Annotated in this window: 18 protein-coding genes; 7 read left to right on the forward strand and 11 right to left on the reverse strand. The window is 65.9% G+C overall.

Annotation, left to right across the window (positions count from 1 at the left end; genetic code table 11):
* Positions 1-233 precede the first annotated feature (233 nt).
* The 4 genes from IB255_RS04175 (at position 234) to IB255_RS04190 (ending at position 5,160) form a co-directional block, all read left to right on the forward strand.
* A complete protein-coding gene (locus IB255_RS04175; protein WP_081516119.1) occupies positions 234-2,192 on the forward strand; it encodes a methyl-accepting chemotaxis protein in 1,959 nt (652 codons plus the stop codon).
* A gap of 163 nt (positions 2,193-2,355) precedes the next feature.
* Positions 2,356-3,303 carry an ornithine cyclodeaminase family protein gene (locus IB255_RS04180; protein ID WP_081516121.1) on the forward strand — a complete coding sequence of 316 codons (948 nt, stop codon included), beginning with the start codon at positions 2,356-2,358 and terminating at the stop codon, positions 3,301-3,303.
* Between the two features lie 13 nt (positions 3,304-3,316).
* Entirely contained in the window at positions 3,317-4,447 is a 1,131-nt protein-coding gene (locus IB255_RS04185) for an NAD(P)/FAD-dependent oxidoreductase (protein ID WP_081516123.1), read from the forward strand.
* Between the two features lie 89 nt (positions 4,448-4,536).
* Complete coding sequence (locus IB255_RS04190) at positions 4,537-5,160, forward strand: transcriptional regulator (RefSeq protein WP_081516125.1); 624 nt, start codon at positions 4,537-4,539, stop codon at positions 5,158-5,160.
* A 403-nt stretch (positions 5,161-5,563) separates the two neighbouring features.
* Here the strand turns inward: IB255_RS04190 and IB255_RS04195 are convergent, their stop codons facing one another.
* The 9 genes from IB255_RS04195 to IB255_RS04235 form a co-directional block, all read right to left on the reverse strand.
* Positions 5,564-6,340: an ABC transporter substrate-binding protein gene (locus IB255_RS04195; protein WP_081516127.1), complete on the reverse strand. Its 777-nt coding sequence runs from the start codon at positions 6,338-6,340 to the stop codon at positions 5,564-5,566.
* A gap of 628 nt (positions 6,341-6,968) precedes the next feature.
* Positions 6,969-7,955 carry a GTP 3',8-cyclase MoaA gene (gene moaA / locus IB255_RS04200; RefSeq protein WP_151188176.1) on the reverse strand — a complete coding sequence of 329 codons (987 nt, stop codon included), beginning with the start codon at positions 7,953-7,955 and terminating at the stop codon, positions 6,969-6,971.
* A gap of 116 nt (positions 7,956-8,071) precedes the next feature.
* The gene (locus tag IB255_RS04205; RefSeq protein WP_192209824.1) at positions 8,072-8,890 is read right to left on the reverse strand and encodes a peptidylprolyl isomerase; all 819 of its coding nucleotides are present in this window, start codon (positions 8,888-8,890) and stop codon (positions 8,072-8,074) included.
* A gap of 103 nt (positions 8,891-8,993) precedes the next feature.
* Entirely contained in the window at positions 8,994-9,680 is a 687-nt protein-coding gene (gene narI / locus IB255_RS04210; RefSeq protein WP_081516133.1) for a respiratory nitrate reductase subunit gamma, read from the reverse strand.
* Between the two features lie 2 nt (positions 9,681-9,682).
* Positions 9,683-10,423 (reverse strand): nitrate reductase molybdenum cofactor assembly chaperone, encoded by a 741-nt coding sequence (narJ, locus tag IB255_RS04215; protein ID WP_151188178.1) that lies wholly within the window; start codon positions 10,421-10,423, stop codon positions 9,683-9,685.
* A 5-nt stretch (positions 10,424-10,428) separates the two neighbouring features.
* A complete protein-coding gene (narH, locus tag IB255_RS04220; RefSeq protein ID WP_151188179.1) occupies positions 10,429-11,964 on the reverse strand; it encodes a nitrate reductase subunit beta in 1,536 nt (511 codons plus the stop codon).
* A gap of 11 nt (positions 11,965-11,975) precedes the next feature.
* Positions 11,976-15,755 carry a nitrate reductase subunit alpha gene (locus IB255_RS04225; protein WP_081516138.1) on the reverse strand — a complete coding sequence of 1,260 codons (3,780 nt, stop codon included), beginning with the start codon at positions 15,753-15,755 and terminating at the stop codon, positions 11,976-11,978.
* Between the two features lie 95 nt (positions 15,756-15,850).
* A complete protein-coding gene (locus tag IB255_RS04230) occupies positions 15,851-17,254 on the reverse strand; it encodes a NarK family nitrate/nitrite MFS transporter (RefSeq protein WP_081516139.1) in 1,404 nt (467 codons plus the stop codon).
* Positions 17,255-17,266: 12 nt separating this feature from the next.
* Positions 17,267-18,568, reverse strand: a complete 1,302-nt coding sequence (locus IB255_RS04235; RefSeq protein ID WP_081516141.1) for a nitrate/nitrite transporter — start codon at positions 18,566-18,568, stop codon at positions 17,267-17,269.
* A gap of 173 nt (positions 18,569-18,741) precedes the next feature.
* On the opposite strand from IB255_RS04235, the gene IB255_RS04240 reads away from it, so the two are divergent.
* The 3 genes from IB255_RS04240 (at position 18,742) to IB255_RS04250 (ending at position 21,831) form a co-directional block, all read left to right on the forward strand.
* The gene (locus IB255_RS04240) at positions 18,742-20,604 is read left to right on the forward strand and encodes a histidine kinase (RefSeq protein ID WP_081516143.1); all 1,863 of its coding nucleotides are present in this window, start codon (positions 18,742-18,744) and stop codon (positions 20,602-20,604) included.
* Entirely contained in the window at positions 20,601-21,254 is a 654-nt protein-coding gene (narL, locus tag IB255_RS04245) for a two-component system response regulator NarL (RefSeq protein WP_081516145.1), read from the forward strand. The genes IB255_RS04240 and narL overlap by 4 nt, the downstream gene beginning before the upstream one ends.
* Before the next feature lie 208 nt (positions 21,255-21,462).
* Positions 21,463-21,831 (forward strand): putative zinc-binding protein, encoded by a 369-nt coding sequence (locus IB255_RS04250; RefSeq protein WP_015478588.1) that lies wholly within the window; start codon positions 21,463-21,465, stop codon positions 21,829-21,831.
* A 127-nt stretch (positions 21,832-21,958) separates the two neighbouring features.
* Here the strand turns inward: IB255_RS04250 and ubiT are convergent, their stop codons facing one another.
* Together ubiT and IB255_RS04260 are read right to left on the reverse strand one after the other, a co-directional pair.
* Positions 21,959-22,432, reverse strand: a complete 474-nt coding sequence (ubiT, locus tag IB255_RS04255) for a ubiquinone anaerobic biosynthesis accessory factor UbiT (RefSeq protein WP_081516147.1) — start codon at positions 22,430-22,432, stop codon at positions 21,959-21,961.
* Positions 22,426-23,316, reverse strand: a complete 891-nt coding sequence (locus IB255_RS04260; RefSeq protein ID WP_081516149.1) for a U32 family peptidase — start codon at positions 23,314-23,316, stop codon at positions 22,426-22,428. The genes ubiT and IB255_RS04260 overlap by 7 nt, the downstream gene beginning before the upstream one ends.
* Positions 23,317-23,326: the final 10 nt, after the last annotated feature.

Below are 23,326 nucleotides of genomic sequence, written 5' to 3' on the forward strand. Positions count from 1 at the left end.
CCGGCGTTACCGCGGGTGACGAATTCCCCTTCCTAGAGCCTGCCATTCCTCCTGCCGGACCCGCTGGGACGACCGTACGGCATCCCCCCGCAAACAATGGCCACGCGCCATTACCCGCGCAATAGGCCTGCCCCCGGCCGTTTCTGCTCAGTTTTATTTACAGACGTAAAAAAATTCGCACGCTTCTTGCAAAGCACGCGAGAACAATTCCAAGAACTCGTCGGAATCCTCCCATGCCCTTGCGCGCCAAACTTGCACTGAGTTTCCTCTCGGTCGGCCTGATCCCCGTGCTGGTGATGGCCATCGTGGTCTATCTCCAGGCCAGCCGTGCCCTCGAAGAACAAAGCCTGAACGCCCTGGAGGCGGTCGCCAGCATCAAGCAGCGGCAGCTGATGGACGCCTGGAAGGCCCGTAACGACCAGCTCAGCAGCCTCGCCACCAACCTGGGCAGCAACTACGCGGGTCTGGACAGCGAGTCCCTGGTGACCACCGCCAACTACGACCGCCCGGTGTTCGAGAACTTCATCAAGACCTTCGGCTACCGCGAACTGCGTCTGGTGGCCGGCGACGGCAAGGTGGTGTTCAGCCTCGGCCGTGGCGTCGACTACCAGCAGAACATCGGCGATCCGCAGTGGCGCGACACGCCGTTCGGCCAGTTCATCCGCAAGGCGCTGGACAGCGGCAAGGCCAGCATCAGCGACCTGGAGCAGGCGCCCAACGACCAGCAGCCGGTGCAATGGCTGGCCGCGCCGATCAAGGACAATGGCAAGCTGCAACTGCTGCTGGTACTGGAACTGCCGCTCGCCTCGATCAACGAAGTGATGCAGAACCGCCAGGGCCTGGGCGACGACGGCGAGACCTACCTGGTTGGCGGCGACGGCAGCCTGCGCTCGGACTCGGTGCGCTTTGCCGATCACCACGTACGCCGCGACAAGGAAAGCCCCACCGCCCTGCCCGGCCAGGCCATCGAGAAAGCCCTGGCCGGCGAGCAGGGTCGTCTTTCCGAGACGGGCCTGAGCAACGAGCCGGCGCTCAAGTCCTTCGTCCCGCTGAACCTGGACGGCCTGCACTGGGCGCTGGTGGCGGAAATGGACCAGGACCAGGCCTTCGCCCCGGTGCGCAAGCTGATGTGGCAGATCCTCGTGCTCGGCGTGCTGACCCTGCTCGGCGTCGCCGCCGGCACCTGGCTGGTCAGCCGCAGCGTGATGCGCCCGCTGGGTGGCGAGCCGGCCAGCATGGCCGCCCTGGCCCAGCGCCTGGCCAGCGGCGAGCTGCGCCTGAGCGACGACGCCAGCGCCAGCAGCGGCCTGATGCAGGCCCTGCGCGAGATGACCACGGCCTGGCGCCAGGTGGTCGAGCGTCTGCGCCAGGCCAGCGAGGCCGTGGGTGACGCCAGCGGCGACATCCTCGACGCCGCCGGGCGCACCAGCCATCACCTCGACCAGCAGCAGGAAGCGCTGGAAATGGTGGTCAGTGCCGTCGACCAGATGGCCGCCACCGTGCAGGAAATCGCCGGCAGCGCCAGCCGCAGTGCAGACGGCAGCGCCGCCGCGCGACAGGCCTTCGTCGCCATGCAGGGCACCCTGCAACACATGATTGGCCGCCAGGACCAACTGCTGGTCGGCCTGCGCCAGGCCGATGGCGTGGTGCAGACCCTGGCCGGCGAGAGCCAGCAGATCGGCTCGGTGCTGGACGTGATCCGCTCCATCGCCGAACAGACCAACCTGCTTGCCCTCAACGCCGCCATCGAAGCCGCCCGCGCCGGTGAGGCGGGTCGGGGGTTCGCCGTGGTCGCCGACGAGGTGCGCAGCCTGGCCCAGCGCACCCGCAGCGCTACCGACGAGATCGTCGCCATCGTCGGCAGCCTGGGCGACTCCTCCGTCCAGGCGCAGTCGAGCATGAGCGGCGCCAGCGAACAGGCCCATACCCTGGAGCAGGACACCCAGGCCGTGCTGGAAGCCCTCGGCGCGCTGGATGATTCGCTGCAGGGCGTGCATGCCATGGCCTTCCAGATCGCCGCCGCCGCCGAACAGCAGGCCGCCACGACCCAGGAAGTGAACCAGCACATGCACCGCCTGAGCGACATGACCGTGGAAAACCGCAAGACCGCCGCGCACACCCGCGACTGCGGCGAGCACCTGCGCCGCGTGGCCGGCAGCCAGGAAGAACTGGTGGCGCAGTTCAAGCTGTAAGTTGCGTCATTCCCTGTAGGAGCGGGCCCATGGGGCGCTCCTACAGGCCAGCACTACCGGTTTGAGCCCCGCGAAAACGCATACACCACCCGACCACCTACCCTTGCCGATCAAGACAATCGAGTCCAGAATGGAAAAATAAATCCACACCTGGAGTCTCACCATGTCCGCCGCCACGCCTTTCACCCTCTACCAGGCTGACGCCGAACGCCTGCTGGCACAGGTCGACGTGCTCCAGGCGATGCGCGACATGTTCGTCGAGCTGGCCGCTGGCAGCGCCGTGCAGCCGGCACAGCAACTGGTGGAGTTCCCCAACGGCGGTGGCGACTTCATCAACTACCTGGGCGTGCTGGCCTCGCAGAAGGTCTACGGCGTGAAGACATCGCCGTACATCGTGCGCCAGCCCAAGTCGCTGGTCACCGCATGGAGCCTGCTGATGTCCATGGACAGCGGCCAGCCGCTGCTGCTGTGCGACGCCGGCAGCCTGACCACCGCGCGCACCGCCGCCACCACCGCCCTGGCGGTGCAGGAGCTGGCCCGCCCGGACGCCAGGCGTCTGGCCATCGTCGGCAGCGGCCCGGTCGCCCGTGCACACCTGCGCTACGCGGCCGGCCTGCGTGACTGGCAGAGCATCCGCGTCTACTCGCCGAACCTGAGCGCCGGCGTGCTGGCCCAGTTCGGCGCCATCGATTCCCGCGCCGAACCGGCCACCAGTGTCGAAGCCGCCGTGGCCGACGCCGACGTGGTGCTGCTGTGCACCTCCTCCGGCACCCCGGTGCTCGATCCGGCGATCCTGACCAAGCCGGCGCTGATCACCTCCATCAGCACCAACGTCGCCCGCGCCCACGAAGTGCCACCGCAGTCGCTGGCGCAGATGGACGTGTACTGCGACTACCGCGCCACCACCCCGGCGTCCGCCGGCGAGATGCGCCTGGCCCGCGACGAGCACGGCTGGGACGGTGCCATCCATGGCGACCTGCCGGAACTGGTCAGCGGCCAGGCCGGCAAACCGGACTACCAGCGCCACGCCTTCTTCCGCTCCATCGGCCTGGGCCTGGAAGACGTCGCCCTGGCCAATGCGCTCTACCATCTGCAACACAAGAACGCCTGAGCCGGAGACGAACATGATCGAAGTCGACTTCCTCATCATTGGCGGCGGCATCGCCGGCGCCTCCACCGGTTATTTCCTCTCCCGTCACGGCAAGGTCGCCGTGCTGGAGCGCGAGTCCCACGCCGGCTACCACTCCACCGGCCGCTCGGCAGCGCTCTACACCGTCGCCTATGGCACGCGGCAGGTGCGCGCCCTCACCGCCGCCAGCCGCGCCTTCTTCGACAACCCGCCCGAGGGCTTCGCCGAACACCCAATCCTCACCCCGCGCGGGGAGATGACCGTGGACTTCGAAGGCAACCCGGAAGAGCTCCAGCGCCAGTTCGCCAGCGCCCGCGACAGCGTGCCGGAAATGCGCCTGCTGGATGCCGACGAAGCCTGCGCCATCGTCCCGGTGCTGCGCCGCGAGAAAGTCCACGGTGCGATGCTCGACCCCAGCGCCGCCGATATCGACACCGACGGCCTGCTGCAGGGCTATCTGCGCGGCATCCGCCGCAACGGCGGCAGCGTGCAGCTGGACAGCGAAGCCCTGGAGATCAGTCGCATCGACGACGCCTGGGAAGTACGCTGCGCACAGCAGACCTACCGAGCGCCGGTGCTGGTCAACGCCGCTGGCAGCTGGTCCGACAAGATCGCCGAACTGGCCGGCGCCACTCCCCTGGGCCTCACGCCCAAGCGTCGCGCCGCCTTCCTGTTCAGCCCGCCGGAGGGTGTCGACAGCCACGCCTGGCCGGTGCTGGTGAGCCTGGATGAATCCTTCTACTTCAAGCCCGATGCCGGCATGCTGCTCGGCTCGCCGGCCAACGCCGATCCTGTGGAGCCCCACGACGTGCAGCCCGAAGAGCTGGACATCGCCCTGGGCATCTACCAGATCGAGGAGCACACCACCCTCAGCATCCGCCGCCCGAGCCACACCTGGGCGGGCCTGCGTTCGTTCTTCGCCGATGGCGACCTGGTGTCCGGCTATGACCCGGCCACACCCGGCCTGTACTGGGTCGCAGGGCAAGGCGGCTATGGCATCCAGACCTCGGCGGCGATGGGCGAGGCCAGCGCCGCGCTGATCCGCCGCGAGGCCCTGCCCGAGCACCTCACCCGCCATGGCCTCACCGCCGAAATGCTGTCCCCGGCGCGCCTGCTGGCCGAGTGAGCCGTCGTTCGTGACAGCCTGCGGGCGCTTGCGGCACACTCGCCAGCGCCCGTGCCATCGCCCGCCTAATCGCCCCGAGAGCCTTGCCCATGACCGCCGCCGATCCGCTGGACAACTACAAGGCCATCGCCGACGCCATCGCCGCGCTGTTCTTCCCCCACGCCGAAGTGGTCATCCACGACCTGCGCAACCAGCGCGTGGCCTACCTGGCGAACAACATCTCCAAACGCGAGATCGGCGACGACTCGGCGCTGGAAGACATGCTCGAAGGCGGTAGCGAGGAGCGCAACATCGGTCCCTACGAGAAGCTCAACTGGGACGGCCAGAAGATCCGCTCCATCAGCACCGTGCTGCGCGACGGCAAGGGCGAACCCCTGGCGGTGTTGTGCATCAACCTCAACATCACCCTGTTCGAGACCGCCAAGGCGGCGCTCGACCTGTTCCTCTCCTCCAGCAAGGTCATCCCGCAACCGGACGCGCTGTTCCGCGACGACTGGCAGGAGCGCATCAACACCTTCCTGCACGGCTGGCTGCAGCAGCGCCAGCTGAGCCTCTCCACCCTCAGCCGCGACCACAAGCGCGAACTGGTCCTGGCGCTGCATGCCGAGGGCGCGTTCAAGGGCAAGAGCGCGGCGAACTACGTGGCCAACGTCCTGAACATGGGCCGCGCGACGGTGTACAAGCACCTGAAGGAGTTGAAGGAGGAGGTCTGAGCGGCTTGCCTCTCAACCTGCAGGACGGGCGGGGGCGCCTAGCCCATGCCCGCGATGGGGCCCATGGGGCGCGCCTGCCAGTCGCTTTCGGTATTCCCCGCCATGATGTGAACCCGCCTGAAACGTCGGCTCTGCCGACGGATCGCGGGAATGGCCCGCTCATACAGGGGACGTCGCTGGCGACGCTTTCGTAGGATGGTGTGGAGCACAGCGATACCCATGCTGACGGTGCACGGGAAATGATGGGTATCGCTTCGCTCCACACCATCCTACGTTTGTGCTCCGCCGTGAGGTGGACATGGGTGGCCGCTCGGATCGCGGGCATGGCCCGCTCCTACAGGAAGGCGCCGGCGCAACGAAAAAGGCCGCCCGAAGGCGGCCTTTTCCATGACTCGGCGGAGGATCAATCGCCGTAGATATCGCTCTTGAAGTACTTGCCCTCGATGGCCTTGTACTTGCCATTGGCGCGCAGCGCGTCGATGGCGGCGTTGAGCTGGCCGACCAGCTCGGTGTTGCCCTTGCGCACTGCAATACCAGCGCCCTCGCCGAAGTATTTCGGGTCCTTGAACTCCGGCCCGATGAAGGCGAAGCCCTTGCCGCGCGGGGTTTCCAGGAAACCGATCTCCAGTGGGATGGAGTCGGCGAAGGTACCGTCCAGGCGGCCCGCCAGCAGGTCCAGGTAGATCTCGTCCTGGCTGGTGTAGCGCACCACGTTGGCGCCGGCCTTGCCCAGTACTTCGGTGGCGAAGCGGTCAGCCGTGGAGCCGCGCTGCACGCCGATGTTCTTGCCCTTGAGCTGGCTGAACTGCTCGTCCAGCTGCGAGCCTTCCTTCATCACCAGGCGGCCCGGGGTGAAGTAGTACTTGTGGGTGAAGTCCACCGAGTGCTTGCGCTCTTCGGTGATGGTGATGGAGGACAGTGCGGCGTCGATCTTGCGCACTTTCAACGAGGGGATCAGGCCGTCGTATTCCTGCTCGACCCACTGGCACTTGCGCTTCATCTCTTCGCACAGCGCATTGCCGATGTCGTAGTCGAAGCCGGCGATGCCGCCTTCCGGGGTCTTGTAGGCGAAGGGCGGGTAGGCGGCTTCGATGCCGATGCGCAGCGGCTTGTCGTCGGCGTGTGAGAAGGTGGCGAAGGCGGCCAGCATCAGGCCGCCCAGCAGGGCTTTGCGATTCATCGATGAACTCCGTTGTGTGGTCGCCGGGGCGAGCGCCGGCCGGTACGTCCTGGCAGTGAGTACGGCATGTCTGGGTTCGTCCAGGGGCGCAACGCGGGAGGTTGCGGCGGCATTGCCTTGCCCTGACCCAGGCGAACGACTTCTTGTTCTGGCTTGTTCTGCTCCGTCCACGCGCGGGCGCGCGTAAACTTAAAATCCAATCTGGACTAAAAAGTACACAACGTCAATCGCCCTGCGACCGCACGGCACACTCCCCTTTGCGCGCCCTGCGCTACTCCTTCGGAGGAATGTCGCGTACCGGGCTCGCGCCTTAGTCTGGAGGCGTTCCGAAGCGATCCGAGGAGGATTCGAAACGATTCTTTCGCATGATTTACCGTAGCTTCCACGGTTATACATTTGGCAGATGCCCGAAGCCCCCGCGATACGCTCATGTCGCAGGGGCTTTTTTATGCCTGACTATTTTTGTGCCCAAGAAACCCGCAACCGACCTGTAGGAGCGCGCCATGCGCGCGATCGCGGGCGTGGCCCGCTCCTACAAGTGGGCGCTCGGAGTCGTTTATTCGCTCCGGGGGATGTTTAGGAACGCAAGGCAAGAGGCGGGCGCGAGGCCCGCCGAGGGAGGTCGGTTTCAGCCGCCGCTGAGGTTCATGAAGCGCAGCACCTGCACATCGCCGACGGTGAATTCGTGGCGCGCCGGCTTGCGCTGCAGGGCGCCGCGCAGGGCTTCGAGGATGGGTTCGTCGTGCAGCGGATGGCGGCGCAGCAGCCCGCGCAGGTCCAGGGAATTCTCGTGGCCCAGGCACAGCAGCAGCCGGCCTTCGGCAGTCAGGCGCAGGCGATTGCAGGTGGAGCAGAAGTTGTGCGAGTGCGGCGAAATGAAGCCGATGCGCGTGCCCGGATGCTGCGCCAGGCGCACGTAGCGCGCCGGACCGCCACTGTGTTCGGCGCTATCCAGCAGCTCGTGCTGCTCGGCGATCAACGCGCGGACCTCGTCGCTGGAGCAGAAGCTCTCCTCGCGCTCGCGGCCGACCTGGCCCAGCGGCATCTCCTCGATGAAGCTGATGTCCAGTCCGTGGGCGATGGCGTAATCCACCAGTGCCGGCACTTCGTCGGCGTTGCGCCCCTTCATCACCACGCAGTTCAGCTTGATGTGCTCGAACCCGGCTTGCTGGGCGGCGTCTATGCCACGCAGCACCTGCTCCAGGCGCCCGGTGCGGGTGATGGCGGCGAAGCGTTGCGCATCGAGGGTATCGAGACTGATGTTCAGGCGGGTCAGGCCGGCAGCATGCAGATCACCGGCCAGTTTGCTGAGCTGCGAGCCGTTGCTGGTCATGCACAGTTCGCGCAGGCCGGGCAACGCCGCGAGGCGTTCACAGAGATGGACGATGCCGGGGCGCACCAGCGGTTCGCCGCCGGTGAGGCGCAGCTTCTTCACGCCGCGCTCGACGAAGAGGCGCGCTACCCGTTCGATCTCTTCCAGGGTGAGCACCTGCTGACGCGGCAGGAAGCGCATGTTCTCCGACATGCAGTAGACGCAGCGAAAGTCGCAGCGGTCGGTTACGGACAGGCGCAGGTAGTCGATCTTGCGACCCTGGCCGTCGATCCATTCGGACATGGTGTTTCACTCCGGCCGGCCTTCACTATCCACGGTGAAGGCCGAAATTCATGGCCGTTCCCGAAGCCCCTCTCTCCTCTGGGGGAGGAATTGGGAGAGAGGGGCCCGGAACCGGTTCACTGCACCAGCGGCGACTCCGCCCCGTCGAAGACGAAGCCGTCGATCTGCGCTTCGCCGGCCAGCACACTGATGTACTGGCTGACCGCACGCTGCAGCACCTGGGCGCGCAGGTAGGCGGCGATGCGCGGGCGCGCTTCGGTGAAGTCCAGCGGCTCGCCACCATCGCGCTCGATCAGCTCGACCACATGCAGGCCGTAGCGACTTTCCAGCGGATGGCCGAGCAGGCCGGGTTGCTGTTGCAGCAGGCGTTTCTCGAACTCGGGGACGGTCTGTCCCGGTTCGATCCAGCCCAGGTCACCGCCGTCGTCCTTGGACGGGCAGTCGGAGAAGCGCATCGCCTTCTCGGCGAAACGCTCGGGGTGTTCACGCAGTTCGGCCAGCAGCTCCTCGGCCTGTTCGCGGGCCTTGGCGCGGCCTTCCAGGTCGTCCGGCGCGCAGCCCAGCAGCACATGGCGCAGGCGCATGCGCCAGGGCGCGGTCAGGCGGGTGGGGTTGGCTTCGTACCATTGGCGGCAGCTGGCCTCGTCGGCTTCGGGCACGCCGACTTCACGGTCGATCAGGGCGCGGATGCGCGCTTCTTCCGGGGCCTCGCCCTCTTCCGCGTCGGCCGCCAGACCCAGCGCGTCAGCGCGCTGCACCAGCAACTGGCGAACCACCAGCGCACGGCAGGCGGAGTACAGCGCCTCGGCGTGGCTGGACGCGGGATGGTACTGCAGCTCGCGGGCCAGTTCGTCCTCGGCGATGGCGACGCCGTTGACGGAGATGGCAGGCAGGTCGACGTGTTCGACCTTGGCTTCGTAGTGGGAGCAACTCATTTCGCTTACCTCCGGTAACCCTCTCCCCTGCCCTCTCCCTGAAGGGAGAGGGGGAAGAGCTTCAGGTGGGGCGGACGGCGCGCCAGCGTCATCCGCCGCTTCATCACGCTGCGCGACGCTTGGTGCGGACCACCTGGTAGCGGCGGCCGAAGTACCACACCGGGGCGCTGACGATGTGCACCAGACGGGTGAAGGGGAACAGTACGAACAGGGTCAGGCCGAGGGTCACGTGCAGCTTGTAGACCAGCGAGACCGGCGCGATCGCTTCGGCGGCGGCCAGCGGCTGGAAGGTGACGATGGACTGTGCCCAGTTGGCCAGCATGACCATCACCGAACCATCCAGGTGATGGGTGGAGGCGACGATGGTGGACAGGCCGAGGATCAGCTGGACATAGAGCACCAGCAGGATCATCAGGTCCGACGCGTTGCCGGTGGCGCGTACACGGTCATTGGTCAGGCGGCGCAGGATCAGGCCGGTCAGGCCGATGAAGCAGAGGATGCCGAAAAAGCCGCCGGATACCATCGCCAGCAGTTGCTTCTGCTCGGTGCTGATCAGGTGCTCGTAGACCGAGTGAGGGGTCAGCAGGCCAACGAAGTGACCGGCGAGGATGAACAGCACACCGACGTGGAACAGGTTGCTGTAAACGCGCATGCCCTTCTTGCTCAGCATCTGGCTGGAGCCGGCTTTCCAGGTGTATTGCGAGAGGTCGAAGCGCGCCCAGCTGCCGATCAGGCAGATAGCGAGCGCGACGTAGGGATAGATCCCGAACGCTAGAAGATCGAGGGACATGTTCAGACTCCTTCTCTGGCCGCCCGGTACTGCATCTGCGGCACCGGCTGGGCGACCCACTGCATGGGTTGTTCTGCGGCGGAGGAAATCCGCCGGGCGCTGGTGGACGGGCAACCGACGGCGGGCTCGGTAAAGCTCACCGGGGTTTCCTCCCAGGCCTTGTCGATGGCTTCCAGGCTGTCGTCGCGCACTTCCTGCTCACGGTCGCGCTTGAGCGCGCCGAGGTCGGGCTGCTCGCCGGACAGCTCCAGCAGGCTGTTGAAGATCGCCGCGTAGCTGCTGCCGCGCTCTTCCAGGCGCAGGGCGATCAGCGCGAGGATGTGGGCGACTTCGGCGAGGCCCACACGGGCCGACTCGGCGTCCTGCAGGGCGAGGAACTCCAGGTACAGCGGCAGGTAGTCCGGCAGCTCGTTGACGTCGATGACCAGGCCCGCCTGGGTGTAGCGGTCCATCAGGTCGACCATCGCCTGGCCACGGTCACGGCTTTCGCCGTGCACGTGTTCGAACAGCAGCAGGGAGACCGAGCGACCGCGCTCGAACAGCCCGTCGTAACGGGCCTGGACGTCGAGGATGTCGCCCTTGCACAGCTCGTTGAGCAGCGCGGCGAGGCCGTCGCGCTGCTTTTCCGAGAGGTCGCAGGTGCGGATCAGGGCATGCAGCGCCAGGCTTTCCTCGCGCAGTTCGACGCGCGGGTAATCCAGCATCAGCGCGCTGAGCTTGAGCAGTTGGCTATGAGTGTCCATATCGATCACTCCTGTATCTGCACGGTCTGGATGACGTTGCGCTTGTCCACGGCCTTGCCGCCAAACAGGTTCACGCCGGAGTTGCTGGAGCAACCGTTGCCGAAGCTGAAGCCACAACCCGAACGCTCGGCGAAGGCATCCGACAGCGCCTCTTCACGGTGCGCAGTGGGGATGACGAAGCGGTCTTCGTAGTTGGCGATCGCCAGGTAGCGATACATCTCTTCCACCTGGTTCACGGTCAGGCCGACCTTCTTCAGCACTTCCAGGTCCTGCTTGCCTTCCACGTGCTCGGAGCGCTTGTAGGCACGCATGGCCAGCAGGCGCTTGAGGGCCAGCAGCACCGGGGCGGTGTCGCCAGCGGTCAGCAGGTTGGCCAGGTACTGCACGGGAATGCGCAGGGACTCGACGTCCGGGATCACGCCATCGTTGCCGATGTGGCCTTCGGAGGCGGCGTTCTGGATCGGCGACAGCGGCGGCACGTACCAGACCATCGGCAGCGTGCGGTATTCCGGGTGCAGCGGCAGGGCCAGCTTCCAGTCCATGGCCAGCTTGTACACCGGCGATTTCTGTGCGGACTCGATGACGCTGTCCGGTACGCCGTCCTTGCGGGCCTGCTCGATCACTTTCGGGTCGAACGGATCGAGGAAGATCTCCAGCTGCTTCTGGTACAGCTCGCGCTCGTTCTCGCAGGTGGCCACTTCGTGGATGCGGTCGGCGTCATACAGCAGCACGCCGAGGTAGCGGATGCGGCCCACGCAGGTTTCCGAGCAGACGGTCGGCTGGCCGGCCTCGATGCGCGGGTAGCAGAAGATGCACTTCTCGGATTTGCCGCTCTTCCAGTTGAAGTAGATCTTCTTGTACGGGCAGCCGCTGATGCACATGCGCCAGCCGCGGCACTTGTCCTGGTCGATCAGGACGATGCCGTCTTCCTCGCGCTTGTAGATCGCACCGCTCGGGCAGGAGGCCACGCACGCCGGGTTCAGGCAGTGCTCGCAAAGGCGCGGCAGGTACATCATGAAGGTGTTTTCGTACTCACCGTAGATGTCCGCCTGGACCTGGTCGAAGTTCTTGTCCTTGCGGCGCTTGGCGAACTCGGTACCGAGGATTTCCTCCCAGTTGGGGCCCCACTCGATCTTCTGCATGCGCTGGCCGGAAACCAGCGAGCGCGGACGGGCGACCGGCTGGTGCTGCGCCTTGGGCGCGGTGTGCAGGTGCTGGTAGTCGAAGTCGAAGGGCTCGTAGTAGTCATCGATTTCCGGCAGGTCCGGGTTGGCGAAGATGTTCGCCAGCACGCGGAACTTGCCGCCGATGCGCGGAACGATGGAGCCGTCGGCGTTACGCTTCCAGCCGCCCTTCCACTTCTCCTGGTTCTCCCACTCTTTCGGGTAACCGATGCCGGGCTTGGTTTCGACGTTGTTGAACCAGGCGTACTCGACGCCTTCGCGGCTGGTCCAGACGTTCTTGCAGGTGATGGAGCAGGTGTGGCAACCGATGCATTTGTCGAGGTTCAGCACCATGCCGACTTGCGAACGAATTTTCATGGCAGTAATCCTCAAATGTCCTGGGGCAGCGGTTGCGGCAGAGCGTCACCGCCCAGTCCGCCCTGCTCCGGCTCGTCGAGCCAGTCGACCTTGTTCATCTTGCGCACCACGACGAACTCGTCGCGGTTGCAGCCGACGGTGCCGTAGTAGTTGAAGCCCCACGCCTGCTGGGCATAGCCGCCGATCATGTGGGTGGGCTTGAGGACCACGCGGGTCACCGAGTTGTGGTGGCCGCCGCGGGTGCCGGTGGTTTCGCTGCCCGGCAGGTTCACGATGCGTTCCTGGGCGTGGTACATCATCACCATGCCGTCCTTCACGCGCTGGCTGACCACGGCGCGGCAGGTCGCGGCACCGTTGGCGTTGAAGACCTCGACCCAGTCGTTGTCCTCGATGCCTACGCTTTTCGCGTCGTGCTCGCTCATCCAGATGATCGGGCCACCACGCGACAGGGTGAGCATCAGCAGGTTGTCGCTGTAGGTGGAGTGGATGCCCCACTTCTGGTGCGGGGTGATCCAGTTCAGGGTGATCTCGGCGTGGCCGTTGGGCTTCTTGTTGAAGAGCTTGTCGGTGCTGCGGGTGTTGACCGGCGGCCGGTAGCTGACGAAGCCTTCGCCGAAGGCCTGCATCCAGGGGTGATCCTGGTAGAACTGCTGGCGACCGGTGATGGTGCGCCACGGGATCATCTCGTGGACGTTGGTGTAGCCGGCGTTGTAGCTCACGTGCTCATCTTCCAGGCCCGACCAGGTGGGGCTGGAGATGATCTTGCGCGGCTGCGCCTGGACATCGCGGAAGCGGATCTTCTCTTCTTCCTTGGGCAGCGCCAGGTGGGCGTGCTCGCGGCCGGTGAAGACCGACAGGGCCTCCCAGGCCTTCACCGCGACCTGGCCGTTGGTTTCCGGCGCCAGGGCGAGGATCACCTCGGCGGCGTCGATGGCGCTCTCGATGCGCGGACGGCCTTCGCTGATGCCGGTCTCGGTGACCTTGTGGTTCAGCTCGCCAAGCAGCTTGATTTCCTTGTCGGTGTTCCAGCCGATGCCCTTGCCGCCGTTGCCGAGCTTGTCCAGCAGCGGGCCGAGGGAGGTGAACTTCTTGTAGGTGTTGGGGTAGTCACGCTCGACCACGTGCAGGGTCGGCATGGTGCGGCCGGGAACCGGTTCGCACTCGCCCTTCTTCCAGTCGCTGCCGCCGAACGGTTGCGCGAGTTCGTTGGCGGTGTCGTGCAGCAGCGGCACGGTCACCAGGTCCTTCTCCACGCCCAGGTGGCCGACGGAAACCTCGGAGAACTTCTTGGCAATCGCCTTGTAGATCTCCCAGTCGCTCTTGGCTTCCCAGGCCGGGTCGGTGGCGGCCGACAGCGGGTGGATGAAGGGGTGCATGTCGGAGGTGTTGAGGTCGTCCTTCTCGTACCAGGTCGCGGTCGGCAGGACGATGTCCGAGTACATGCAGGTGGAGGACATGCGGAAGTCCAGGGTGGTGACCAGGTCCAGCTTGCCTTCGGCGCCTTCGTCGACCCAGTCGACTTCGCCCGGGCAGGGACCGCCGTCCTTGCCGAGGTCGGCGTTCATCACGCCGTTCTTCGCGCCCAGCAGGTACTTGAGCATGTACTCGTGGCCCTTGCCCGAGGAGCCGAGCAGGTTGGAGCGCCAGATGAACATGTTGCGCGGGAAGTTCTGCGGATCGTCCGGCTGCTCGCTGGCTACGCGCAGGTTGCCGGCCTTGAGTTCGCGCACCACATAGTCCTGCACCGGGATGCCGGCGCGTTCGGCGTCAGCGGCGATATGCAGCGGGTTGCGGTTGAGTTGCGGGGCGGACGGCAGCCAGCCCATACGTTCGGCGCGGATGTTGTAGTCCAGCGCGTGCTCGGGGAACTGCTTGGTGTCGGCCAGCGGCGAGAGCACCTCGTGCATCGAGATCTTCTCGTGGCGCCACTGCGAGCTGTGCAGGTAGAAGAAGCTGGTGCCGTTCATCTGGCGCGGCGGACGGCTCCAGTCGGTGCCGAAGGCCAGCGGGACCCAGCCGGTCTGCGGACGGAGTTTCTCCTGACCCACGTAGTGCGCCCAGCCGCCACCGCTCTGGCCGATGCAGCCGCACATCATCAGCATGTTGATGACCGCGCGGTAGTTCATGTCCATGTGGTACCAGTGGTTCATCGCGGCGCCGATGATGACCATGGCCTTGCCGTGGGTCTTGTCGGCGCTGTCGGCGAACTCGCGGGCCACCTGGATGGCGCGGGCAGCCGGAACACCGGTGATGCGGGCCTGCCAGGCCGGGGTGTAGGGCACGTCGGCGTCGGTGTAGGAGGCGGCGACGTTGCGGCCACCCAGGCCACGGTCGACGCTGTAGTTGGCCATCTGCAGGTCGTACACGGTGGCGACGCGCAGGGTCTGGCCCTCGGCACCGGTCACTTCGCGGAAGGGTACGCGGCGCACCAGCACCTCGTCGTTTTCCACGCCCTTGAAGTGCGGGTGCTCCTGGCCGGCGAAGTATGGGAAGCCCACGTCGCAGGCTTTTTCCGGGCCGTCGATGAGGGTCAGGGCCAGACGGGTTTCACGCTTCTCGCCGCCTTCGGTTTCCTCGATGTTCCACTTGCCCGACTCACCCCAGCGATAGCCGATGGCGCCGGTGGGCGAAACCAGCTCGCCGGAGATTTCGTCCAGGCCGATGGTCTTCCACTCGGGGTTGTTGTCCTGGCCGAGGTTGTTCGCCAGGTCCGCCGCGCGCAGGTAGCGGGTCGGCTTGAGCACGCCGTCGGTGTGCGGTTCGAGCAGCACCAGCATCGGCATGTCGGTGTACTGGCGGCAGTAGTCGACGAAGTAGGCGCTGGGTTTCTCGAGGTGGAATTCCTTGAGGATGACGTGACCAAAAGCCATACCCAGTGCAGCGTCGGTACCCTGCTTGGGGTTGAGCCAGAGGTCGGTGAGCTTGGCCACTTCGGAGTAGTCCGGGGTGACGGCCACGGTCTTGGTGCCCTTGTAGCGGACTTCGGTGAAGAAGTGCGCGTCGGGGGTGCGGGTCTGCGGGACGTTGGAACCCCAGGCGATGATGTAGCTGGAGTTGTACCAGTCGGCCGACTCCGGCACGTCGGTCTGCTCGCCCCAGATTTGCGGGCTGGCCGGCGGCAGGTCGCAGTACCAGTCGTAGAAGGACAGGCACACGCCGCCGATCAGCGACAGGTAGCGGGCGCCGGCGGCGTAGCTGACCATGGACATGGCCGGGATCGGCGAGAAGCCGACCACGCGGTCCGGGCCGTAGACCTTGGCGGTGTAGACGTTGGCGGCGGCGATGATCTCGGTGACTTCGCTCCAGCTCGAACGGATGAAACCGCCCAGACCGCGCTCGCTCTTGTAGCTCTTGGCCTTGGCCTTGTCTTCGACGATGCTGGCCCAGGCGTCCACCGGGTCGTTGTGGGTGGCGCGGGCTTCACGCCAGAGCTTGAGCAGCGGCTTGCGCACCTTGGGGTACTTCAGGCGGTTGGCGCTGTACATGTACCAGGAGTAGCTGGCGCCACGGGGGCAACCGCGCGGCTCGTGGTTGGGCAGGTCCGGGCGGGTACGCGGGTAGTCGGTCTGCTGGGTTTCCCAGGTGATCAGGCCATTCTTCACGTAGATCTTCCAGGAGCACGAGCCGGTGCAGTTCACCCCGTGGGTAGAGCGAACGATCTTGTCGTGCTGCCAACGCTGCCGGTAGCTGTTTTCCCAGGCACGGCTTTCGTTGGTGACCTCGCCATGACCATCGGCGAATTCACCCTGCTTCTTCTTGAAGAATTGCAGGCGGTCGAGTAGGTAACTCATCTGTATCTCCTCACCCGGTCTGCGCCGGGCGTTCAAACGCTAATCAAGCTCGCGGAACGGTTTGGCGGCGGGCGCAGGCGCGCCCGCCACGGCAATCAGCAGGGGCTCTCGGCCCCCTTGCGCGCATACCACCACCAGGTGGCGACGATGCAGCTCACGTAGTACGCGACGAACACATAGAGGGCGCCCTCGGCGCTGCCGGTCATGGCCAGCGAAGTGCCGAAAGCCTTGGGAATGAAGAAGCCGCCGAAGGCGCCGATGGCAGCGGAGAAACCGATCACCGCCGCTGATTCCATGCTGGCGCTCTTGGCTGCCTGAGCCTCGGTGCAGCTGCCCTGCTTCAGGCGCGCGGCCCACTCGTTGCGGAAGATCACCGGGATCATGCGGAAGGTGCTGCCGTTGCCGATGCCGGCGAAGAAGAACAGCCCGATGAAGGAGCCGAGGAAGCCAAAGAAGCTGCCCGCACCGTTGGCGCCCGGCAGGAAGCTGATCACCGCGAACACCCCGGCGACCATTGCCACGTAGTTCCACAGGGTGATGCGCGCGCCACCGAACTTGTCCGCCAGCCAGCCGCCCAGCGGCCGGCTCAGGGCGCCGACCAGCGGGCCGAGGAAGGCGTACTGCAGCGGGTTGATGTCCGGGAACTGGGTCTTGCTGAGCATGGCGAAGCCGGCGGAGAAGCCGATGAACGAGCCGAAGGTGGCCACGTACAGCCAGCACATCAGCCAGTTGTGCTTGCGCTTGAAGATCACCGCCTGGTCGCGGACGGACGCCTTGGCATCAGCGATGTCGTTCATGCCGAACCAGGCGGCCACGGCCACCACGGCGATGAAGGGCACCCAGATCCAGCCAGCGTTCTGCAGGAACAGGCGACCACCGTCGGACAGCTCCTGCGGCTCACCACCGAAGGCACCGAACAGGCCACCGGCCACGGCCAGCGGTACGGCGAACTGCATCACCGAGACGCCCAGGTTGCCCAGGCCGGCGTTCAGGCCCAGGGCAGTGCCCTGGGAGTTCTTCGGGTAGAAGAAACTGATGTTGGACATGCTCGAGGCGAAGTTGCCGCCGCCGAAACCGCACAGCAGGGCAATGGTCGCGAACACCCAGTACGGGGTGGTCGGGTCCTGCACGGCGAAGCCCAGCCACAGGCAGGGGATCAGCAGCGAGGCGGTGGACAGCGCAGTCCAGCGGCGGCCGCCGAACACCGGCACCATGAAGGAGTAGAACACCCGCAGGGTGGCGCCGGAGATCGATGGCAGCGCGGCGAGCATGAACAGCTGGTCGTTGCTGAAGCTGAAACCGGCGGCGTTCAGGCGCACGGTGACGGTGCTCCAGATCATCCAGACGGCGAAGGCAAGCAGCAGCGCGGGGATCGAGATCCACAGGTTGCGCGCGGCGATGCGCTTGCCGCTGCGCGCCCAGAACTCGGAGTCCTCGGGGCGCCAGTCGATCAGCAGCGGACCGCTGGCGGCTTTGAGTTGGGAGTTGATCATGCCCATGACGGCACTACCTCAGGATTGACGAGAAGGAATGGGAGTGGCGTCGACGTCGGCCGCGTGAGCCTGGCCATCGAGGCGTTGCTGCTGTTTGATCGCGTAGTGCATCCAGACCATGCAGATCACGGTCAGGCCGAACAGCAACATGAAGCAGGAGGAGCGCACGCCGATGTGGTCGGCGGCGTAGCCGAACAGGATGGGCAGGCAGAAGCCGCCGAGGCCGCCGATGACCCCGACCATGCCGCCGACGGTGCCCATGTTCTGCGGGTAGTAGTCGTGGATGATCCGGTACACGCTGGCCTTGCCGAAGCCCTGGGCGATGCCCACGACGAACACCAGGAAGGTGAACAGCCAGACGTTCAGGCCGATGCCGAGGCTGACGTCGCCCTTGATGCCGTGAATGGTCATGGTGGTCGGCGGGTACGATAGGAAGAACAGGCAGACCAGGCAGATCCAGAACACGCCCCAGTTCACCGCACGGGCGCCGTAGTTGTCGCTGAACCAGCCGCCCAGGGCGCGGATCAGGCCAGACGGCAGGGTGAACAGCATGGTGATGAAGGAGGCGGTGCGCAGGTCCAGGCCGTATTCGGCGATGTAGTACTTGGGCAGCCACAGGGCCAGGGCGACGAAGCCGCCGAAGACGAAGAAGTAGTACAGGCCGAAGCGCCACACGCGCAGCTCGCCCAGCGGTGCCAGTTGCTTGGCCAGGGTCGGGCGCGGACGGCTCGGGTCGGCGTCGCCGCCCTTGGTGTGGGCGGGGTCGGTCCAGGTGCAGAACCAGAACAGCAGCGCGGTCACCAGCATGGCCACCGAGTAGATCTGCGGGACCATGCGCCAGCCGAAGGCGACCACGATCATCGGCGCCACGAGGTTGGTGATCGCCGCACCGGCGTTGCCGGCGCCGAAGATGCCCATGGCGGTGCCCTGGCGTTCCTTCTCGAACCACGAGGAGGTGTAGGCGATGCCCACGGCGAAGGAGCCACCGGCCAGGCCGACGAACAGGCCCAGCACCAGGTAGTGCCAGTAGAGGGTGGCGAAGGCCAGGCCGTAGATCGGGATGGCCACCAGCAGCATGTGGATGAAGAACACGATGCGCCCGCCGAAGCGGTCGGTGATCAAGCCCAGCGGCAGGCGCACCAGCGAACCGGTAAGAATCGGCAGCGCCACCATCAGGCCGAACTGTGCCTCGGACAGGCCCAGCTCTTCCTTGATGCGGATACCGATGATCGAAAACATCGTCCAGACCGCGAAGTTCACGGCGAACGCCAGTGTGCTCATGCCGAGCACGGAGTACTGTTTCTGACGGTGGGACAACATGGCTAAGCTCACTTCCTGACAGCCTTTGCCCGCACGTTAGGTAAGGACTAGCCGCCTTCTCTTGATCGCCATCAATGAGCCAAACGGCGATTCGTGAGCAGATGCGCGCCGCTACCTCCTTGTGGGTATCACTGAAATGAATGCTTAACTCATTGTTTTAAAAGGCATTTCTTATGAATACGGCACGCACTGCCGACCCTGCCGGCCACGACCGACTCTTTGTGGGTAGTCCCCCCGCCGGGCGCCCTTCCCTGCGCAAATCCATCGTCGTGCGCTTCGGCTGCTACCTCACGCTGCTGGTATCACTGGCCCTGGCCGGGATGTTCAGCGCCCTGCTGTTCGCCGACTATTCGCACCAGGATGCGGCGGTGATCAACCAGGCCGGCTCGCTGCGGATGCTCACCTACCGCCTGGCGCTGGACCCGTCGCCGATCAACCGCCAGGCCCTGCAATCGACCCTCGCCGCGCGCCTGGACAACGACGAGATCACCCGCCTGTTGCGCCGCTCCGATGCCGACGCGCCGATCCGCCAGCAGCACGACCGGTTGCGCGAAGAACTGCAGAACCTCGACCTCTCCGAAGCCCCGGCCCTGGCCACGCTGGACACCTTCGTCGGGCACATCGACGGCTTCGTCGGCACCCTGCAGCGCAATGCCGAGTACCGCTCGCAGATGCTCAGTACGGTGCAGGGCCTGTGCCTGTTCCTCAGCCTGCTGGTGGTGTTCATCAGCCTCTACGACCTGAGCTACCATGTGGTCGGCCCGCTGCGCGAACTGACCACCACCGCGCGCCGCCTGGGCGAAGGCGACCTCGACGCGCGCGTCAGCAGCAGCGGCGAAGACGAGCTGAGCCAGCTTGGCGAGCGCTTCAACCAGATGGCCGCGGAACTGCAGGCCAGCTACCGCGAACTGGAAGCGCGAGTGGAGGACAAGACCCGCGACCTGTCCAACAGCCACCAGCGCCTGGAGCTGCTCTACGACAGCGCCCGCCGCCTGGGCCAGGACCCGTACGACGAGCGCTCGCTGCAGCCGCTGCTGAACCAGCTCGAACGTGTTCTGCAGGCCGGCAAGGTGACGCTGTGCCTGAACAAGGACGGCGTCGAACGTGCCTACTCCTCGCTGACCACCGACGGCATCACCGGCAGTTTCTGCCTGCAGGGCAACTGCGGCGAGTGCCGCGCCCAGGCCGACCACTGCAACAATCCGATCCGCGGCATCAATCCGCTGCTGATGCAGCCGCTGTCCATCGGCGAGCACCGCTTCGGCGAGCTGTTCATCGAGACCCCCGACGGCCACCTGGAAGACTGGCAACAGCAGTTCGTCGAAGGCTTCTGCGACAACATCGCGCGCACCTTCGCCCTGTCGTTGCAGCAGGAACAGGAGAACCGTCTGGCGCTGTTTGCCGAGCGCAGCACCATCGCCCGCGAACTGCACGACTCGCTGGCGCAGTCGCTGTCCTACCTGAAGATCCAGGTCAGCCGCCTGGCCACCCTGCTCAAGCGCGACGTGCCGGTGGAGAAGATCGACGAGACCCTCGACGAGCTGCGCGAGGGCCTCAACAGCGCCTACCGCCAGCTGCGCGAGCTGCTCACCACCTTCCGCCTGAGCCTGGAGCAGTCCAGCCTGGAGGCGGCGCTGGTGAAGACCGTGGAGGAGTTCGGCGAACGCGGAGGCCTGGCCATCGAACTGGACAACCGCCTGGCGCACATTCCGCTCAACCCCAACGAGGAAATCCACATCCTGCAGATCGTCCGCGAGGCGCTGTCCAACGTGGTGCGTCACGCCCAGGCGAAGCAGGCGAAGGTCACCCTCTTCGAGGATGCCGAGGACCAGGTATGCATTACCGTGGACGATGATGGCGTGGGCTTTGACCCAGCGCAGAGCCGCAATGGGCACTATGGGCTTAGCATCATGCGGGAGCGCAGTCAGACCCTGGAAGCCACCTTCAACATCGCCCCGCGCGAGCCTCAGGGCACCCGCGTCAGCGTGCGCTTCGCCCACAAACCCCTGTCGCAATACCCGGAGACCCACCCATGACGGCCACCCCCACCGATGACCGCGCACGCATCCTGCTCGTCGACGACCACCCGATGATGCGCAAGGGCGTCGTCCAGTTGCTGGAGTTCGAAGAGGACCTGCAGGTGGTGGGCGAAGCCGGCAGCGGTGAGGAAGCGCTGCGCATGGCCGCGGAGCTGGAACCGGACATGATCCTGCTCGACCTCAACATGAAGGGCATGACCGGCCTGGATACCCTGCGCGCCATGCGCGAGAACGGCGAAGATGCGCGCATCGTGGTGTTCACCGTCTCCGACGACCGCAACGACGTGATCAACGTGCTGCGCGCCGGCGCCGACGGCTACCTGCTCAAGGACATGGAGCCCGAGCGCCTGCTCGAGCACATCCGCCAGGCCGCCACCGGCCAGCTCACCATCAGCCCGCAGCTGACCCAGGTACTGGCCCAGGCCCTGCGCGGCGACGACCGCCCCAAGGGTATCGAGGAGCTCACCGATCGCGAGCGGCAGATCCTCCGCCAGCTCGCCCACGGCTACAGCAACAAGATGATCGCGCGAAAACTCGACATCACCGAAGGCACGGTGAAGGTCCACGTCAAGCGCGTGCTGCACAAGCTGGGCATGCGCTCGCGCGTCGAGGCGGCGGTGTGGGCGGTGGAGAACCACCTCGTCTGACCGCACTCCCCCCCTACGCAAAGCTGATCCCGTACGTAGGGCGGATAACGCCCCAGGCGTTATCCGCCAACTGCCTGCGACGGCAAATAAAGCGTTCCGCTTTATTCGCCCTACCTACCAGGTAGTAGTCCACTCGCCGACTTGATTCAGATCATGTCGCGACAAGGCGTCGCGGCAGGACACTGCGGGACTCACCCTGGAGGTCCCCATGCCGCCCTCGCCGCACCTGCCCCTCGTCTATTCCTGTTCCGGCTGCTCGAACCTCGCGCAGCTGGCCAACGACCTCGCCCTGCGCCTGGACCGTGACGGCCTGGCGGAGATGTCCTGCATCGCGGGAGTCGGCGGCGACGTGCCGGCACTGGTGAAGAAGGCCTGCTCCGGCCGGCCGATCATCGCCGTGGATGGCTGCCACCTGCACTGCGTGCAGAACTGCCTGGCGCGCCACGGGGTGAAGGCCGAGCACGAGATCACCCTGACCGAGTACGGCCTGAAGAAACGCTACGGCCAGGACGCACCGGTGCAGGACTTCGAGATGCTCTACGAGGAACTGCAGTTCCTCGTACGCGTCCCGGCCTGAACCTTAGTCAGTCGCCCAGACCCGGCTCAAAACCGAAGGACGGCTCCAGCGTAGGATGGCGTGGAGCGAAGCGATACCCATCGATTGGCGCACCAAAACAGCATGGGTATCGCAGAGGGTGAGCGACTCAGGCGTTCTCCTGCACCACCCGGCTGGCGCGGCGCATGGCGCTCCACAGCCACGCCGGCAGGCTGTCCGGATCGAGGCTGTCGATCAGGTTCTTCACCGCCAGGCCCAGCTCGGTATCGCCCTCGATCACCAGACGGCGGCGGAAGAACAGCGTGTCCGGGTCCTCCTGCCGCCCCGCCAGCAGCAGGAAATCGCGCCAGCTGCCACGGATGGTCACGCTGGGCGAGCAGGCATCGGCGAAGCGCAGGCCGTTACGGTCGTGGGTGAAGCTCCAGGCCAGACCGAGATCGCTCACTTCCAGGCGCAGCCAGTGGCCGTCGAGGATGTCGAAGGCACCGTCCGCCAGCGGCTCGGCGAACAGGCGATTGGCGGCTCGCTGCAGCACCGCGCGCTGCAGCCCCGAAGGGACGCGCGCGGCCAGTGGCAGCAGGCGGTCGGCGGCGCGCAGGGCACCTGTTTCGAGTGTCAGCACAGGTTCACCTCATCGCTGCGCAACATGCCCGGACGGCCATGCCAGTATCCGTTGCAACCCTCCACCGCCAGGGGCGGCGTCGCGCCCTTGCGCACGCGGTCGAAGGCCTGCACGACCTCCACCATGCCTTCCGCACGCGGGCTCAGGCGCAGCAGGTCGGCGCCGCAATCACGCAGCGAGGCGTAGTCCGCCAGCAGGTTGCTGGCCTCGCCGGACATGGTCTGGATGCCATTGAGGGTGAACAACGGCATGCCTTCCTGACTGAGCATCGACATGCCTTCGGGGTAGTTCATGCAGCAGAACTGGCAGTCGTCCTTGGGCCGGTTCTCCGCCCGGGCGGTGAAGCAACGTGCCGAGTAGGCCAGCGGCAGATGACCGTAGGCGAACACCTCGGTCTCCACGTCGTGGATGCCCAGCTCGCGCGCCTGCTCGATCACCGCGTGGATCTGCTCGCCGGAGCATTCCACCGGCGGCACCCAGCGGCGCAAGCCGGCGGCGTGCAGCTCAGCCAGCGTGTAGCCGTTGTAGACGTTGAGCGCCGGGCCACCGACGAATTCGACGCCCAGAGTGCCGAGAATCTGCACCGCGCCCATGTCACTGGCTTCGACCTGCAGCTCGCCATTGGCGCAGAGGCGACGCAACGACGACAGCTCGGAGGCCGCCTCGATCAGCGCGAGGCCCGAGATGAGTATCTGCGCCCCGCTCTGCTGCTGCAGCTCGCGCCCCAGGCCCAGCCAGTTGTCCAGCGACATGGCGCGGCGCTTGGAGCAGACGGTCTCGCCGATGTAGATGGCGTCCAGCGGCTGTTCGGCCATCTGCGCATAAAAATCCAGGAGTGTCCGGCGGTCCCAGTAGAACAGCACCGGTCCCAGGCTGAGTTTCATCACGAGGTCC

The organism is Pseudomonas sp. PDM22, from assembly GCF_014851965.1.
In the GTDB taxonomy this organism is placed as follows: Bacteria; Pseudomonadota; Gammaproteobacteria; order Pseudomonadales; family Pseudomonadaceae; genus Pseudomonas.

Coding starts and splice junctions, on each gene's coding strand:
- narI (WP_081516133.1), bottom strand. CDS start 9,680: ATGTCCCTCGATCTTCTAGCGTTCGGGATCTATCCCTACGTCGCGCTC.
- IB255_RS04230 (WP_081516139.1), bottom strand. CDS start 17,254: ATGGGCATGATCAACTCCCAACTCAAAGCCGCCAGCGGTCCGCTGCTG.
- IB255_RS04205 (WP_192209824.1), bottom strand. CDS start 8,890: ATGAGTTGCTCCCACTACGAAGCCAAGGTCGAACACGTCGACCTGCCT.
- narH (WP_151188179.1), bottom strand. CDS start 11,964: ATGAAAATTCGTTCGCAAGTCGGCATGGTGCTGAACCTCGACAAATGC.
- moaA (WP_151188176.1), bottom strand. CDS start 7,955: ATGTCCGAATGGATCGACGGCCAGGGTCGCAAGATCGACTACCTGCGC.
- IB255_RS04260 (WP_081516149.1), bottom strand. CDS start 23,316: ATGAAACTCAGCCTGGGACCGGTGCTGTTCTACTGGGACCGCCGGACA.
- IB255_RS04235 (WP_081516141.1), bottom strand. CDS start 18,568: ATGTTGTCCCACCGTCAGAAACAGTACTCCGTGCTCGGCATGAGCACA.
- IB255_RS04180 (WP_081516121.1), top strand. CDS start 2,356: ATGTCCGCCGCCACGCCTTTCACCCTCTACCAGGCTGACGCCGAACGC.
- narJ (WP_151188178.1), bottom strand. CDS start 10,423: ATGGACACTCATAGCCAACTGCTCAAGCTCAGCGCGCTGATGCTGGAT.
- IB255_RS04185 (WP_081516123.1), top strand. CDS start 3,317: ATGATCGAAGTCGACTTCCTCATCATTGGCGGCGGCATCGCCGGCGCC.
- narL (WP_081516145.1), top strand. CDS start 20,601: ATGACGGCCACCCCCACCGATGACCGCGCACGCATCCTGCTCGTCGAC.
- IB255_RS04225 (WP_081516138.1), bottom strand. CDS start 15,755: ATGAGTTACCTACTCGACCGCCTGCAATTCTTCAAGAAGAAGCAGGGT.
- IB255_RS04195 (WP_081516127.1), bottom strand. CDS start 6,340: ATGAATCGCAAAGCCCTGCTGGGCGGCCTGATGCTGGCCGCCTTCGCC.
- IB255_RS04250 (WP_015478588.1), top strand. CDS start 21,463: ATGCCGCCCTCGCCGCACCTGCCCCTCGTCTATTCCTGTTCCGGCTGC.
- IB255_RS04240 (WP_081516143.1), top strand. CDS start 18,742: ATGAATACGGCACGCACTGCCGACCCTGCCGGCCACGACCGACTCTTT.
- IB255_RS04190 (WP_081516125.1), top strand. CDS start 4,537: ATGACCGCCGCCGATCCGCTGGACAACTACAAGGCCATCGCCGACGCC.
- IB255_RS04175 (WP_081516119.1), top strand. CDS start 234: ATGCCCTTGCGCGCCAAACTTGCACTGAGTTTCCTCTCGGTCGGCCTG.